18 protein-coding genes are annotated in these 13,628 nt (G+C 48.7%); 16 read left to right on the forward strand and 2 right to left on the reverse strand.

Annotation, left to right across the window (positions count from 1 at the left end; translation table 11 throughout):
• Positions 1 to 15: 15 nt before the first annotated feature.
• Entirely contained in the window at positions 16 to 1,029 is a 1,014-nt protein-coding gene (locus OXN82_RS01845; protein ID WP_321211726.1) for a B12-binding domain-containing protein, read from the reverse strand.
• A 69-nt stretch (positions 1,030 to 1,098) separates the two neighbouring features.
• On the opposite strand from OXN82_RS01845, the gene OXN82_RS01850 reads away from it, so the two are divergent.
• The 4 genes from OXN82_RS01850 to OXN82_RS01865 all read left to right on the forward strand — a co-directional run bounded on the left by OXN82_RS01850 (position 1,099) and on the right by OXN82_RS01865 (position 3,891).
• The gene (locus OXN82_RS01850; RefSeq protein ID WP_321211727.1) at positions 1,099 to 1,281 is read left to right on the forward strand and encodes a hypothetical protein; all 183 of its coding nucleotides are present in this window, start codon (positions 1,099 to 1,101) and stop codon (positions 1,279 to 1,281) included.
• Positions 1,282 to 1,377: 96 nt separating this feature from the next.
• Positions 1,378 to 2,259, forward strand: a complete 882-nt coding sequence (locus tag OXN82_RS01855; protein ID WP_321211728.1) for a CBS domain-containing protein — start codon at positions 1,378 to 1,380, stop codon at positions 2,257 to 2,259.
• Between the two features lie 166 nt (positions 2,260 to 2,425).
• Positions 2,426 to 3,343, forward strand: coding sequence for a deoxyhypusine synthase (locus OXN82_RS01860; RefSeq protein ID WP_321211729.1), 918 nt, complete (start codon positions 2,426 to 2,428; stop codon positions 3,341 to 3,343).
• 20 nt (positions 3,344 to 3,363) lie between these two features.
• A complete protein-coding gene (locus tag OXN82_RS01865) occupies positions 3,364 to 3,891 on the forward strand; it encodes a hypothetical protein (protein WP_321211730.1) in 528 nt (175 codons plus the stop codon).
• Positions 3,892 to 3,987: 96 nt separating this feature from the next.
• Here the strand turns inward: OXN82_RS01865 and pyrF are convergent, their stop codons facing one another.
• On the reverse strand, positions 3,988 to 4,641 hold the full coding sequence (pyrF, locus tag OXN82_RS01870) for an orotidine-5'-phosphate decarboxylase (RefSeq protein ID WP_321211731.1): 654 nt from the start codon (positions 4,639 to 4,641) through the stop codon (positions 3,988 to 3,990).
• Between the two features lie 206 nt (positions 4,642 to 4,847).
• Between pyrF and cbiM the strand changes: the two genes are divergently transcribed.
• The 12 genes from cbiM to OXN82_RS01930 all read left to right on the forward strand — a co-directional run bounded on the left by cbiM (position 4,848) and on the right by OXN82_RS01930 (position 13,613).
• The gene (gene cbiM / locus OXN82_RS01875; RefSeq protein WP_321211732.1) at positions 4,848 to 5,516 is read left to right on the forward strand and encodes a cobalt ECF transporter S component CbiM; all 669 of its coding nucleotides are present in this window, start codon (positions 4,848 to 4,850) and stop codon (positions 5,514 to 5,516) included.
• Between the two features lies 1 nt (position 5,517).
• The gene (locus OXN82_RS01880; RefSeq protein ID WP_321211733.1) at positions 5,518 to 5,805 is read left to right on the forward strand and encodes an energy-coupling factor ABC transporter substrate-binding protein; all 288 of its coding nucleotides are present in this window, start codon (positions 5,518 to 5,520) and stop codon (positions 5,803 to 5,805) included.
• Between the two features lie 23 nt (positions 5,806 to 5,828).
• Positions 5,829 to 6,593: a cobalt ECF transporter T component CbiQ gene (cbiQ, locus tag OXN82_RS01885; RefSeq protein ID WP_321211734.1), complete on the forward strand. Its 765-nt coding sequence runs from the start codon at positions 5,829 to 5,831 to the stop codon at positions 6,591 to 6,593.
• An 86-nt stretch (positions 6,594 to 6,679) separates the two neighbouring features.
• Positions 6,680 to 7,516, forward strand: a complete 837-nt coding sequence (locus OXN82_RS01890; RefSeq protein ID WP_321211735.1) for an ATP-binding cassette domain-containing protein — start codon at positions 6,680 to 6,682, stop codon at positions 7,514 to 7,516.
• 12 nt (positions 7,517 to 7,528) lie between these two features.
• Entirely contained in the window at positions 7,529 to 7,987 is a 459-nt protein-coding gene (gene ribC, locus OXN82_RS01895) for a riboflavin synthase (protein WP_321212131.1), read from the forward strand.
• A 21-nt stretch (positions 7,988 to 8,008) separates the two neighbouring features.
• Positions 8,009 to 8,593: a flavodoxin family protein gene (locus OXN82_RS01900; protein WP_321211736.1), complete on the forward strand. Its 585-nt coding sequence runs from the start codon at positions 8,009 to 8,011 to the stop codon at positions 8,591 to 8,593.
• Between the two features lie 21 nt (positions 8,594 to 8,614).
• Positions 8,615 to 9,304, forward strand: a complete 690-nt coding sequence (locus OXN82_RS01905) for a glycosyltransferase family 2 protein (RefSeq protein ID WP_321211737.1) — start codon at positions 8,615 to 8,617, stop codon at positions 9,302 to 9,304.
• A 38-nt stretch (positions 9,305 to 9,342) separates the two neighbouring features.
• A complete protein-coding gene (locus OXN82_RS01910) occupies positions 9,343 to 9,669 on the forward strand; it encodes a DUF2304 domain-containing protein (RefSeq protein WP_321211738.1) in 327 nt (108 codons plus the stop codon).
• 27 nt (positions 9,670 to 9,696) lie between these two features.
• The gene (locus OXN82_RS01915) at positions 9,697 to 10,827 is read left to right on the forward strand and encodes a glycosyltransferase family 4 protein (protein WP_321211739.1); all 1,131 of its coding nucleotides are present in this window, start codon (positions 9,697 to 9,699) and stop codon (positions 10,825 to 10,827) included.
• Between the two features lie 102 nt (positions 10,828 to 10,929).
• On the forward strand, positions 10,930 to 11,613 hold the full coding sequence (locus OXN82_RS01920; RefSeq protein ID WP_321211740.1) for a (Fe-S)-binding protein: 684 nt from the start codon (positions 10,930 to 10,932) through the stop codon (positions 11,611 to 11,613).
• Positions 11,610 to 12,800, forward strand: a complete 1,191-nt coding sequence (locus OXN82_RS01925; protein ID WP_321211741.1) for an LUD domain-containing protein — start codon at positions 11,610 to 11,612, stop codon at positions 12,798 to 12,800. The genes OXN82_RS01920 and OXN82_RS01925 overlap by 4 nt, the downstream gene beginning before the upstream one ends.
• A 102-nt stretch (positions 12,801 to 12,902) precedes the next feature.
• On the forward strand, positions 12,903 to 13,613 hold the full coding sequence (locus tag OXN82_RS01930) for a (5-formylfuran-3-yl)methyl phosphate synthase (RefSeq protein ID WP_321211742.1): 711 nt from the start codon (positions 12,903 to 12,905) through the stop codon (positions 13,611 to 13,613).
• Positions 13,614 to 13,628 lie beyond the last annotated feature (15 nt).

The raw sequence follows: 13,628 nt of genomic DNA on the forward strand, positions 1-13,628 counted from the left end.
TCTAAACAGAATCTTCTATTCTGTTTTCAGGAATTCTTCAGCCACCCTCACGGCGCTGGAGGCACTGGCGGCGTGCAGATCGGCTCCGACCTTCCTCCAGAGTTCAGTGTCCACATTGAATGGGTATCCACCCACCATTACAGGGGGAGAATCATCCAGCTCCCCAAGTATTTTTATGAGACTTCTCACGTGTCCAACGTTGAAGGTCATGGTGGCTGATACAGCAACAAGGTCAGGCTTCAGTTCATCCACCATCTTCCTGAAATCCTCCGGTGGTGTGCTGGCCCCCAGGTAAACAGAATCCCAGCCATTGATTTCAAAGAAATCACTGACCATCCTTATTCCTATCTCATGAAGCTCATTGTTAACGCATGCAGCAACAAGCCTGAGGTTCTTCCGCTCTGATGCCTGGTATATGTACGGGTAGAGTTCTGACATTATCATCTGCGTCACTGATGTTGCGTAGTGTTCATGGGCAACCGATATCTGGTTGGTCTGCCATAGCCTGCCGATTTCATGCTGGACAGGCTCAAAAACATGTAGGTATATGTCCTCAACATTCACGCCGGACTTCAGGGACGAGATTATGAGGTCCCGGGCCTTTTTTGCCTCTGTATTCAGAACAAGTTCAAGGTACTTCTCTGCAAGATCCCTCAGGGGCTGATCCCTGATGTAGCTTGGAGGTTTATGTTCCATTTCAAGTTTCCTGAGGGAACCTGAGATGTAACTGGAAGCAAGGGAAGCGGTTTCATCGTCCAGAATTTCCAGCATAACCTTTTCCATACTTTTAAGTGAACCCCTGAGGCACTCTTCAGGAAGCCCAAGGTTCCTCAAAAGCACATCGGCCCAGAGAACGTAGTCCTCAAAAAGTTCTGGACTTGAATTTCTTATCGCCTCCTCCAGGTAGTCCAGATGGTAATTTATGTCCTGTATGCACAATTCCCTATCTTCAGGTCTTACAAGCCCCCTCCCCTTAAGATCGTCATATATGGCGGATACAAGGGATTCCCTTGGGACATTGATCCCCATTAATAACACCCCAATATATTTAAGTTTGGACCCCAATAAGAGATTTATCATTTTTTTGCCGTGTTAAATATGAAGTCATCGGAAGGTTTCAGAATAATTTCAACCACAGGAGAATGTCCGGAATGTGTCTACAGATGCGAGGTTGTCCTTGAGGATCCTGGAGAGATTAAGCTTTACTGCAGGCACCCCCTGGGACCTGGTAGCCCCGCACACTGCATATACTTTAAGAGGGATAGGAAAATCAGCAGATGATCAGCTTTTAAGATTTATTAATTGATACAACATAAAAAAACATATTAATTAAAAATAATTATAATTATTATTCATAATAGATCATCAGGTGTTAAGATGCTTACCTCTGTTCAGAAGGAAATACTCCAGACACTCATCAACCTCTACAGGAATTCAAACGGCAAATCCATTAAGGGTGAGGAGATAGCAGCCATAATGAACCGCAATCCGGGCACAATAAGGAACCAGATGCAGTCCCTTCGAAGCCTGGGACTTGTGAAGGGCGTTCCCGGACCTCGCGGGGGATACAAGCCAACCATAAAGGCCTACCATCAGCTGAACATATCATCAACCGGAAGGGAAACTGCCGTCCCCATCTACAGGGGTGGCGAAAGAATCGATGACCTTTCGGTTGCAAAGATAGAGTTCACAAGCATCCCTGACCCCGGGGAGTGTGAGGCCGCAATAAAACTGGTTGGCAGCATAAGAAAACTTGATCTGGGGGATAGAGTGCGCATAGGCCCAACACCTGTTAACAAACTCATTGTTGACGGGGTTGTAGTGGGGAGGGATGATATGGACAACATAATCCTCCTTGACACCACCGCCATAAGGAGCATACCCAAGAGGACGGTTGAGGAGGTTGCAACCCATGAACTTGTGACACTCCCCCCTGATATCAGTGTGAAGGATGCCGCGGTTAAACTATCATCACTGGGAATCGAGGGGGCCCCGATAGTGGAGGACGATGAGGTGAAGGGCATAGTGACCCTCAGTGACATAACAGCATCCATAGCAGAGGGTACCGAGAACCTGCCTGTTTCAGAGATAATGTCAAAGAATATAATAACGGTTAAACCTGAAATGATGATCTCTGATGCAATAGAAATCATGAACAAACACAATATAGGGAGACTGATCGTTACAGACAGCGAGGGTAAACTTTCAGGTATAATAACCCGTACAGATATCCTTGACAGCATAGCGGGTCTCGATTGAGGCTCAGTTTGTCCTGATTTTTAAGTAAAGATACCGGAAAATCAGATACTGGAGATCTGAATATATTATAGAGATCTGAATATATATTAATGTGCAACAACTCTGTAGTTCTCTGGGTGCTCATGCAAGTTAACTGCATTTATCACTATAACGGGAAGTGTTACTTTTGAATGTGAATCATATGAATATAAAACCTGACATGAAGGCAGGGGACCTTATAAGGGAGATGGGGCGGTCCGGGGTCCTTGGAGCAGGCAGGGTCCACAGGGCAGCAGGACTGCTCCGTGAGATGATTGATGACAGTGAAATGGGAGTATTTATGAGTGTGGCAGGGCCACTGGTTCCCGGCGGGATGAGGAGAATCATAAGGGATCTCATAGATCAGAAGGTTATATCAGCACTCATAACAAGCGGGGCTAACCTTACCCATGACCTCCTTGAGGCCTTTGGAGGGGCCCATTACAGGGAATACGGGTTCGATGATGAAAGGCTTCATGAGGAGGGGATAGGCCGTATAGGTGACATATACACAAGGTCAGAGGACTTTGAGGTCTTTGAAGCCAGGATGCAGGACATCTTTTCATCCATATTTAAATCAAAACCCCATATTTCAATTCAGGAGCTCATTGACGAGATAGGGGCACATCTGAAGGATGAGATGTCCATCATAAGAACGGCCCACATGAGGGGTGTTCCCATCTATGCCCCGGGGATCATCGACAGCATGCTCGGCCTCCAGCTCTGGATGTACACACAGGACAACAGGGTATGTCTAGATGCTGTGAGGGATATGCACAGCCTCTCTGACCTTGTATTCAGCCATGAGAGGATAGGGGCTGTTATACTTGGAGGGGGACTTCCAAAGCATTACACACTGGCATCCACACTCCTAAGGGGTGGTGTGGATGCTGCGATCCAGATAACCATGGATCGAAGTGAAACCGGAAGCCTCAGTGGCGCCCCCCTTGAGGAGGCCAAGTCGTGGGCCAAGGCACAGGCTGGTTCGAATCTTGTAACGGTGATTGGGGATGCAACAGCCCTGTTTCCACTTATACTTTCAGCTGCACTCACTGATGGGGATTGACGGAGGTTTGAGGTCCTTTCATGATTGAACTTCTTTTTCCAGTTTCAGGTTTCCTGATGAAGGTTGCAGATGACGCCGAGGATGAGTGGGGAAGGCCCCTCACAGGCATGGTGGCCGGTGCCCTCTGCGGGTTTTCCTCTGGTGTTCTCTCCACTGCTGATATGGCTGCTGCATGCATATTCCTTGGGATATTTGCAGGCACCCTTCTATCATGTAAGATAGACTGCCCCAGCCACGTGCTTGCCGCAGTGGTATTCCTTCTGGTCCTTTTTTTTGGCGGAGTGCCCTCATTGAGCATCCCTGCTCTTGTTGCATGCACAGCGGGAGCCTACATTGATGAATATGGCAATGATAACCCCAGGGTATACGAAAAGGGCCGTTTTTTCAGGTTTTTCTTTGATTACAGGTTCTCCCTCAAGGCTGTGATAGTCCTCCTTGCTGTTATTTCAATGCTTGGAGTTTCAGATACAGGTTTTGGTCCTGCAACGGTCCTTTTTTTCATACTCTTTGAGGTCGCCTACGAAATTGCAGGAAGAATCAGGATTTAGGGGTTCGCTTGGCCCCTGATTGCATGTTATGTAAACTGTTATGGTGGATAAATAGTCTTGCAGGCTGTTTTTATGGACATTAAAAGTTAAAATGAATTATTTATTTCCTATTGAATCCAGAATCTCACCTGCAGCAGCAGCGGGATCCTCTGCAAGGTAAATTGACCTTCCAACGATCACAGCATCTGCAAATTTCAGTGTTTCAGAGGGGTCTCCACCCTGGGCACCCACACCGGGGGATATGAGGAATGCTTCGGGGCCGATGATCTCCCTGATTCTTGAAAGCCTCTCTATCCTTGTGGAGGGGCCCACATAGTTTTTAACACCCAGTTCAACTCCCATCTCTGCTATTCTATCTGCAGATTTCTGTATGAACATCTCTGCACCTGGATGTGACATCTCTGTCAGCAGGAAAACGTCTCTTTTCATTTCATCTGCAACATCCAGGCATGCACTTACACTATCTGCACCTGTGAATCCATGTACTATCACAGCATCGGCCCCTGCCCTGAAGGTGGCCCTGCATATCTTCTCATTGGTTTCAGGTATATCCGCCACCTTGAAATCGGCTATCACCCTGCACCCAAAGTTCTCCCTGAAGTCCCCGATAACCTCAATACCTGCAGAGAGTACCAGGGGGTAACCTATCTTAACCGTGTCAATGTATTCGGCGACCTCTTCTGTGACCCTGAGGGCTTCACCGGGGTCCATGAGGTCCATTGCAAGGATGAGTCTGTTTTTGATTTTCATGTTAACCACTCTATTGGAGTTATGTTATCTATTTTTCTGGGATTATGTGTTTGATGGTGTGTGGGTATGTGGAATAACAGGGGTTATGTCATTCATCTGGGCAAACACACCTCTCAAGAAAACTTTAATTTAAATCAGAAATTATAGAAAATATTATATACTCATATCTTAAAGTTTACTTTAGAAAGATTCAAGAAGGTGATAAATTGCATATCATGGAAGGATTCCTGCCACCGGAGTGGTGTCTCTTCTGGTATCTACTATCGGCACCGGTCATAGTTTATGGTTTAATCAGGATAATAAGGATTTCAGATGAGAGACCCGAGGCAAAACCGCTTCTTGCAGTTAGCGGTGCGTTCATGTTTGTTCTATCATCCCTTAAACTTCCATCTGTAACTGGTAGCTGTTCACACCCCACAGGTAATGGACTCGGGGCCGTGCTCTTCGGCCCTGCAGTCACATCTGTCATGGCACTCATTGTTCTCATATTCCAGGCGCTGCTCCTTGCCCATGGTGGCATAACAACCCTGGGTGCAAACGTGTTCTCCATGGGTATCATTGGCCCGGTCTGTGCCTGGGGAATCTACAGGATCACAAGGTCAGCAATACCCTCATCTGCCGCGGTCTTCCTTGCAGCATTTCTGGGCGACCTTATGACCTATGTGACAACATCAGTCCAGCTTGCAGTTGCATTCCCAAAACCCGGTTTCATGGAGGCCCTTATGAAGTTCATGGTGATATTCGCCTACACCCAGCTTCCACTGGCGGTTGCTGAGGGTCTTCTTACCGTGGTGATATTTGAGAACATCCTCAAGCTCAAGCCTGATATAATGGAGAGACTTCAGGTTATAGGAAAACCTGCTGTGGAGGGTTAAAATGGATAAAAGACACATCATAATGCTTATTGCAGTTGCGGTGATTGCCATAGCACCCCTTGTAATCTACAGTGGCCTTGGAGAGGATCAGGGATACTTTGGGGGGGCAGATGACAGTGCAGGAGAGGCAATATCTGAAACAGGGTATAAACCCTGGTTCCAGCCAATATGGGAGCCACCAAGTGGTGAGATAGAGAGCCTGCTATTTGCTCTCCAGGCAGCCATAGGTGCCCTCATAATAGGATACGTCTTTGGCTACTACAGGGGGAGGGGAGAATCCCCTGAATAAAAATTTTTTCATGGTGAAGGACGATGAACATATCTGTTGACCACTATGCACATACAAATGGCCTCAGAAACATGAGCCCTGGCTTTAAGATGGCCCTGGCCATTATCACAATGCTCATTTCGGTCCTATCACCAAACCCTGTTATACCCCTCATCATCGCATTTTTAATGACACTCCTGATTCTCTTTGCAGCGGATATACCCGCCTCATACTACCTGCGGTTTGCCGCCATCCCTGTGGGATTCGGTGTCCTGACACTCGTGCTCATGGCGCTGTTCTTTGGTGTGAACCCCCTTGTAACTTTTATGGGTCTCACGGTCTACAGTGACGGCCTGCAGACTGGTATTCTGGTCTTCTCAAGGATACTCGGCGGGTTTTCATGTCTTGCCTTTCTTGCACTCACAACACCCCTCAATGAGGTCTTCCATGAACTTGGAAGGCTGGGTCTTCCAGCGGCTTTCATTGAGGTAGCCCTCCTCATGTACAGGTCAATATTTGTTTTCATTGAGGAGGCATCGGTTATGTACCATGCCCAGGATTCAAGGCTGGGCTACAGTGGTATTAAAAATTCCTACAGGTCCCTGGGGCTCCTTGCAGGTAACCTCTTTATAAGGTCCTGGCTGAGGGGTGAGACGGTGTACCGTTCCATGGAGGCGAGGTGCTATCAGGGGACCATGCCATCCATCAGAAGGCAATCCATTGGAGCCCGTGAAGCGGTTATGATAGCATTATTTGATGGTTTACTTTTAGTGGGGCTTCTTTTCACATCAAAGGGTGTCATCTTCTAATCTGCTTCTGTGAGAATACCACCGGGGCACAGTTAAATATTAAATGAACACTATTCATCATATGGTCAGTTTCCAGTGGTGTGAACATGAAGATTATTGAGGCAGTAAATATCAGGTACACCTACCCGGATGGCACCGAGGCACTGAAGGGTATAGATTTCCATGCAAAAAAGGGTGAGGTGGTGGCCCTTCTTGGCCCCAACGGCGCAGGAAAGTCCACACTATTCCTTCACTTCAATGGCATACTGCAGCCAACCAGCGGGAAGGTACTGGTAGATGGGAAAGAAATCGACTACAGCAAATCAGGGCTCATAGAAGTCAGACAGAAGGTTGGAATCGTATTTCAGAACCCTGATGACCAGCTGTTCGCACCAAGGGTTGACGAGGACGTTGCATTCGGACCCCTCAATATGGGACTTGATGAGGACGAGGTTGAGGAGAGGGTTAAGGACGCCCTGCGGAAGGTGGGAATGTCAGGCTACGAGGACAGACCCCCCCACCACCTGAGCGGGGGTGAGAAGAAGAGGGTTGCAATAGCAGGTATACTTGCCATGAAACCTGATATAATGATACTTGATGAGCCAACCTCCGGCCTTGACCCCCGCGGGGCATCGCAGATACTCAGACTTCTCCATGACCTGAATGAGGAGGGCATGACCATAATCATATCCACCCATGATGTTGACCTGGCACCCCTCTACTCAGACAGGATATACATAATAAGCGGGGGAGAGATAATAAGTGAGGGAACACCCGGAGATGTTTTCTCAGATATAGATACCATAAGGGGCGCCAACCTCCGCCTTCCAAGGATAGCGCATCTGGTGGAGATACTTCAGAAGGAGGATGACCTCCCATTCAGGGAACCATACCCCCTCACGATCGGGGAGGCCAGGAGAAAACTCCGTGACCAGCTGAAATAGGGTGATATCATGATAAAGGTCGGGATCTGTGACACAACCTTTGCAAGGTATGACATGGGTGGTGCAGCCATCGATGAGATTAAAAAGCATGCCACAGGTATAAAGATCATAAGGAGAACGGTCCCGGGGATAAAGGATCTTCCGGTTGCCTGCAAAAAATTAATCGAGGAGGAGGGCTGTGAAATGGTCATGGCCCTCGGAATGCCCGGTCCAGAGGATAAGGATAAGGTATGTGCCCATGAGGCATCCACTGGCCTTATACAGGCTCAGCTCATGACAAACACCCATATACTTGAGGTATTTGTCCATGAGGATGAGGAGGATGACCCTGAAGATCTAAAGGTCCTTGCAGATAACAGGGCAAGGGAACATGCCCAGAACCTCATCATGATGCTCTTCAGGCCAGAGAGGCTGACACGTGATGCAGGGATGGGTATGCGTGAGGGCAAACCTGATGTGGGGCCCCTCTAAATAGGATAGGAGGTGAATCTGATGGTTAAGGTTATTGGAATCTGTGGAAGTCCAAGAAAAAATGGTAACACTGAGATTCTGCTCAGGGAGGCCCTTGAGGCCGCTGCCAGTGAGGGTGCTGAAACCGAGCTTGTGAGGCTCGCAGGCAGGGATATAAACCCCTGCCGGGCCTGTGACTCATGTAAGAGTAAAGGGGAATGCGAGATCGACGATGACCTCAATGAGGTGATTGAGCTTGCAGCAGACGCTGATGGGATAATAATCGGAAGCCCGGTGTACTTTGGCTCTGTAACAGCCCAGACAAAGATGTTCATGGACAGGACAAGGCCCCTCAGGAGCAATTTCAGATTATCAGATAAGGTTGGTGGGGCCATAACTGTTGGGGGCTCAAGGAACGGTGGCCAGGAGACAGCATGTGGCGACATACACAACTTCTTCCTTATACACGAGGCTGTTGTTGTGGGTGATGCGGCACCAACAGCCCACTATGGTGGCACCGGTGTCGGCGGTGCAAAGGGGGAGTCTGCAGAGGATGAAACGGGTATCGAGACATCCAGGAACCTTGGAAGAAAAGTAGCGTCCCTTGCAATGAAGATTCATGGTTAATCAATATATGAGTGAATTTCAATGGTACCAGGGAATGTCACTGTGGTTGTGCCGGCCTATAATGAGGAGAAGACCATAGAGGATGTTCTGAAGGCCCTTCTTGAAAGGGGTTACAGCGTTCTGGTGGTTGACGACGGCTCAAGGGACTCGACGCCAGAGATACTCAGAAGGATGTCCTCCAGGAATGACAGGTTATCTGTCTATACCCACGTCATAAACAGGGGCCTCGGGGCGGCCCTCAGGACGGGTCTGCGGGCTGCCCTGAAGGAGGGGGCAGACTACGTGGTGACCTTCGATGCCGATGGGCAGCATGACCCCGATGACATTGAAAGGGTCTTAAAACCCCTCCTGGAGGGTTCTGCAGATGTGGTTATTGGAAGGAGAGATTTCTCAGATATGCCCCTCTCAAGGAACCTTGGGAATACCATAATGAACCTTCTCACCCTCCTCTTCTATGGGTGCAGAGTCTCGGATTCCCAGTCAGGTCTCCGGGCATTCACATCCAGGGCAGTATCACTTATTGATATAAAAAGCAGGGGCTACGGTGTTTCATCAGAGATAATCGGGGAGATCCGCAGGAATGACCTCAGAATGTGTGAGGTTACCATAAGGACCATATACACGCCTGAAACAATTGCCAAGGGAACAAGCACGTCGGTGGGTATAAGAATACTCCTGAGGCTTCTGCTCAATATATTCCGGAAGATTTAGGTTTTTTATCCATGAATACTTAAAAAGGTGGCGAATTCATGATATACCAGGTTCTGGGAATTTTAATTGGAATTGCAGGGATACTCATCTCTGTTCTGAGGTTCAGGGATTCAAGGACATCCCCTGGTGGCCTCATACTGTGGCTGATACTCTGGGTTTCTGTCATATTCTTCTCACTGAGACCCTCCTTTTCGACTGAAATTGCAAACATCCTTGGAATAGGCCGGGGACTTGATTTCCTCCTCATAATAGGCATACTCGGGGCCTATTATCTCCTCTTCAGGATATACTTAATGGTGGACAGGCTGCAGCAGGAGATAACAGAGCTTGTACATGAGATTGCACTCAGAGGGGATGATGATTAGATCCACTTCCACACTTCAGTGATAGATATGAGAATATGTATCGTGACAGAGTACTTTCCAGCAGGTGAGAAACTGGACATAAGGGGCGGTGCAGAGGCCTGTGCATTCAACGAGGCCCTTAAATTATCAGAGAAGCATGATGTGACGGTTCTAACATCAAGGACGCCTGAAAATCCTGATGGATACACCAGCGGAAATATGAAGGTTATCTGCTGCGGTCCCATGAGGTCCTATGTTCAGGCAGGCTCCATAGGTGAGAGGCTATCATTCATGCTGTCGGCCTACAGGGAGGGCCTGAAACTTGAACCTGACGCTGTTATAGGGTACAATTTCATAACACATCCTGTGGCCTGGATGATAGCAGGGAAAACGAATGCGAAGGCCCTGGCACGTTACCATGATGTCTGGATCGGTGAGTGGCTCAGAAACATTGGTTTTTCAGGAATACTCGGTGAGATACTTGAAAGATACACCCTCTCAAGGAGGTTTGACAGGATAATAGCGGTTTCAGAGTACACCGCCAGGAAGATACTTGAGAGGTACCCCTGGCAGAGGGTCTCAGTAGTCCACAACATGGTGGACTTCAGGCCGCCGCTGGTTGAGAAAAGCACCAGCCCATCCATTGCATGCGTTTCAAGGCTCGTTGAATATAAGAGAGTGGGGGACCTCATAAAGGCGGTTTCAGTTCTCGCAGACGAGTTTCCTGACCTGAAGTGCAGGATAATAGGTACGGGTCCACTGGAGGGGGAGCTCCGGGACCTTGCAGCTGAACTGGGAGTGGATGATAGGGTTGAGTTTCTGGGGTTCGTGGAGAAACATGAGGATGTCCTGAGGGTTATAGCAGAGTCCTGGGTCTTCTGCCTTCCAAGCGTGGTTGAGGGTTTCGGCATAGTTGTTGTGGAGGCAATGGGCTGCGGGACACCCTTCGTGGCTTCAGGTATACCCCCTGTAATGGAGGCAAGCAGGGAGATGGGGGGACTCTTCTTTGAACCCTGCAACTGGAGGGACCTGGCAGATAAACTCAGAGCACTTTTATCTGACACAGAACTCCACGGAAGACTCACAAAGGAGGCAGCAGATGTTTTCAGGGATTACAGTGCAGATGCAATCGGAAAAAAACTTGAGGAGATCCTGAGAGAGGTTACAGGTAACATTTAGATCTTTTCTCTGAGATTGTAGCATCTCCTTTTAAATCAGAGGACATTTCATTTTTTCTGAAAACTCCAACATATTAATAGAGCCGTTGGCATAACTGATATCATGGTTATCTACTTCAGGGGATGTCTTGCAAGGGAAAGACTCACAGAAATAGAGAGGGCTACAGAGAAAATCCTCCAGGCAGCGGGGCTTGAATACAGGGTTATGGATGATGAAACTTGCTGTGGATCAGTACTCCTTAGAACAGGATTTCTTGAGGATGCTGAAAGACAGATTAAGAGGACAGGGAAAATGCTCCAGGGAAGGGAAGTTATCGTATCATGTGCTGGATGTTACCGCACACTCAACGAGGACTACAGGAGTATGGGTTACAGCATAGGGGTGAAGCACATCTCACAGGTTATCCTTGACCTTGTAGATGCAGGGAACATTGAATTTGATAAAACCGCACTTAGGGTGACATACCATGACCCCTGTCACCTATCAAGGCACACAGACGAGAAGGACGCCACCAGGGAGATTCTAAAGGTGTTTACAGATTTCAGGGAAATGGAACACCATGGGAGGGACTCAAGGTGCTGTGGGGCAGGGGGTGGCTTGAGGTCAGCCCACAGGGACATATCAGCCAGGGTTGCATCATCACGTATAGATGAGGCTGAGAGGACCGGGGCAGATATACTCTGCACATCCTGCCCGTTCTGCCGTCTGAACCTTGAATCCACCTCCATGAGGGTAATGGACATAACAGAGCTTCTATCTGAAATTATCAGGGAGGATAAAGGTTGAACGATGATGAAATCCGTCAGATGAGGATATCCTTCAGCAAACTTGACGAGAGGCGTACTGAACTCCTTGACACTCCAGAACTTGATGGGCTGAGAGATAGGGTGGCAGGGATACGTGAACTGGCAGTTGAAAAAATGGAGGAGCTCCTTGCAGAGGCACAGAGACGCTTCAGGGACAACGGTGTTGAGTTCCATCTTGCAGAGGATGCAGAGGAGGCCTGCAGGATAATTCATGAGTCAATTGATGGGGGTCCTGTTGCAAAGTCCAAATCCAACACCCTATCTGAGATAGGCCTTTCCGATTATCTTCAGAGGAAAGGCGTGAAGGTGATTGAGACAGATCTGGGGGATCGGATACTTCAACTTGGAGGAATTAAGAAACCCGCACATCCCGTTGGACCTGCACTTCACCTGGGAGTTTCTGAAATAGCTGAGATAGTAAGGGATAAGCTGGGGGTTGATATTTCAGATGATCCATATGAGATAATGGCGGCTGTAAGGGAGGATATTCTCAGTAAAATCGAATCCTGCACAACGGGAGTGACAGGGGCAAATTCCGTGGCAGCACATGATGGATCGGCTGTGATAGTCCACAATGAGGGTAATGTGGGAAGGTTATCCCTCATGGACACCCACATACTAGTATTCGGGATAGATAAGTTTGTACCTGAAATAGAGGATGCGGTGTCGGTTGTGAAACTCGAGACAGCCTATGCGACGGGTACAGGGGTTCCCTCCTACATCAATGTGATATCAGGACCATCAAAGACCGCGGATATAGAAAAGATGCTCCTCAGGGGCATGTACGGGGCATCAGGGGTCATTGCAGTTGCGGTGGATAATGGCAGATCCTCGGCTTATCCTGAGGCCCTCCTTTGCATAGGCTGCGGCAGCTGCATAGTGACCTGCCCGGTTTACAATGCAATTGGGAACAGATTCGGGTACAGGGGGTACCTCGGCGGCAGGGGAGTTGTTATGAGTTCCTTCCTTGCAGATAGAGAAACAGCGGTTGAATCAGGGCTCTACATGTGCACCCTCTGTGGCCTCTGCACAGAGAAGTGCCCGGTGGGAACGCCAACAGCCTCGCTCATGGAGAGGCTAAGGGGAGAGTGCAATGCCGCGGGCCTCTACCACAGGTCACATCTGAGGGTGGCTGAGAGGATAAAAAGAAGGGGTTCACCACTCTGAAAAGAAAGGTATAAAAGGGTGCTATTCTAGATAAATTAAAAAAATTATCATGTAATGTTTCTTGGGATATCATTCCATAATTTTTACCAGGAGGTTATTGGTTTGCTTCTATTGATAAGTCCAATTAACACAGAGGAGGCACTTGAAGCCATAGAAGGCGGTGCAGACATAGTTGACGTTAAGAACCCCCGTGAAGGATCTCTCGGGGCCAACTTTCCCTGGGTTATCCGCCGGGTCAGGGAGATGACACCCGATGAGATGCTTGTGAGCGCCACCCTGGGTGATGTGCCCTACAAGCCAGGGACCGTGGCGCTGGCAGCCATGGGGGCCCTTGTATCAGGTGCAGACTACATAAAGGTCGGCCTCTACGGGACAAAGAACTACGAAGAGGCGGTTGATGTCATGAAGAACGTTGTGAGGGCAGTTAAGGATGAATCCGACGCAATCGTCGTTGCAGCCGGCTACGCCGATGCCCACCGTGTGGGTGCAGTGGACCCAATGGAGATACCACGTGTTGCTGCAGATTCAGGGGCTGATCTTGCAATGCTTGACACCGCTGTGAAGGATGGTAAGTCACTGTTTGATTTCATGGACATGGAGCAGCTGGAATCATTTGTCTCAGAAACCAGGGACCATGGACTGAAATCCGCCCTTGCAGGGTCAGTTGGAAGGGAGCACCTCAAACCACTCTATGATATTGGATGTGATGTGGTCGGCATAAGGGGTGCTGCATGTGTTGGCGGAGACCGCAACACCGGTAGAATCCACAGGACAGCTGTGAGGGAACTCAAGGAACTGATAGATAGCTTCTAAAATAACCCTGGCGGC

This window comes from Methanothermobacter sp. DP (genome assembly GCF_026692625.1).
GTDB lineage: Archaea > Methanobacteriota > Methanobacteria > Methanobacteriales > Methanothermobacteraceae > Methanothermobacter > Methanothermobacter marburgensis.

Coding starts and splice junctions, on each gene's coding strand:
- OXN82_RS01845 (WP_321211726.1), bottom strand. CDS start 1,029: ATGGGGATCAATGTCCCAAGGGAATCCCTTGTATCCGCCATATATGAC.
- OXN82_RS01850 (WP_321211727.1), top strand. CDS start 1,099: ATGAAGTCATCGGAAGGTTTCAGAATAATTTCAACCACAGGAGAATGT.
- OXN82_RS01855 (WP_321211728.1), top strand. CDS start 1,378: ATGCTTACCTCTGTTCAGAAGGAAATACTCCAGACACTCATCAACCTC.
- OXN82_RS01865 (WP_321211730.1), top strand. CDS start 3,364: ATGATTGAACTTCTTTTTCCAGTTTCAGGTTTCCTGATGAAGGTTGCA.
- pyrF (WP_321211731.1), bottom strand. CDS start 4,641: ATGAAAATCAAAAACAGACTCATCCTTGCAATGGACCTCATGGACCCC.
- OXN82_RS01880 (WP_321211733.1), top strand. CDS start 5,518: ATGGATAAAAGACACATCATAATGCTTATTGCAGTTGCGGTGATTGCC.
- cbiQ (WP_321211734.1), top strand. CDS start 5,829: ATGAACATATCTGTTGACCACTATGCACATACAAATGGCCTCAGAAAC.
- OXN82_RS01890 (WP_321211735.1), top strand. CDS start 6,680: ATGAAGATTATTGAGGCAGTAAATATCAGGTACACCTACCCGGATGGC.
- OXN82_RS01900 (WP_321211736.1), top strand. CDS start 8,009: ATGGTTAAGGTTATTGGAATCTGTGGAAGTCCAAGAAAAAATGGTAAC.
- OXN82_RS01905 (WP_321211737.1), top strand. CDS start 8,615: ATGGTACCAGGGAATGTCACTGTGGTTGTGCCGGCCTATAATGAGGAG.
- OXN82_RS01910 (WP_321211738.1), top strand. CDS start 9,343: ATGATATACCAGGTTCTGGGAATTTTAATTGGAATTGCAGGGATACTC.
- OXN82_RS01915 (WP_321211739.1), top strand. CDS start 9,697: ATGAGAATATGTATCGTGACAGAGTACTTTCCAGCAGGTGAGAAACTG.
- OXN82_RS01920 (WP_321211740.1), top strand. CDS start 10,930: ATGGTTATCTACTTCAGGGGATGTCTTGCAAGGGAAAGACTCACAGAA.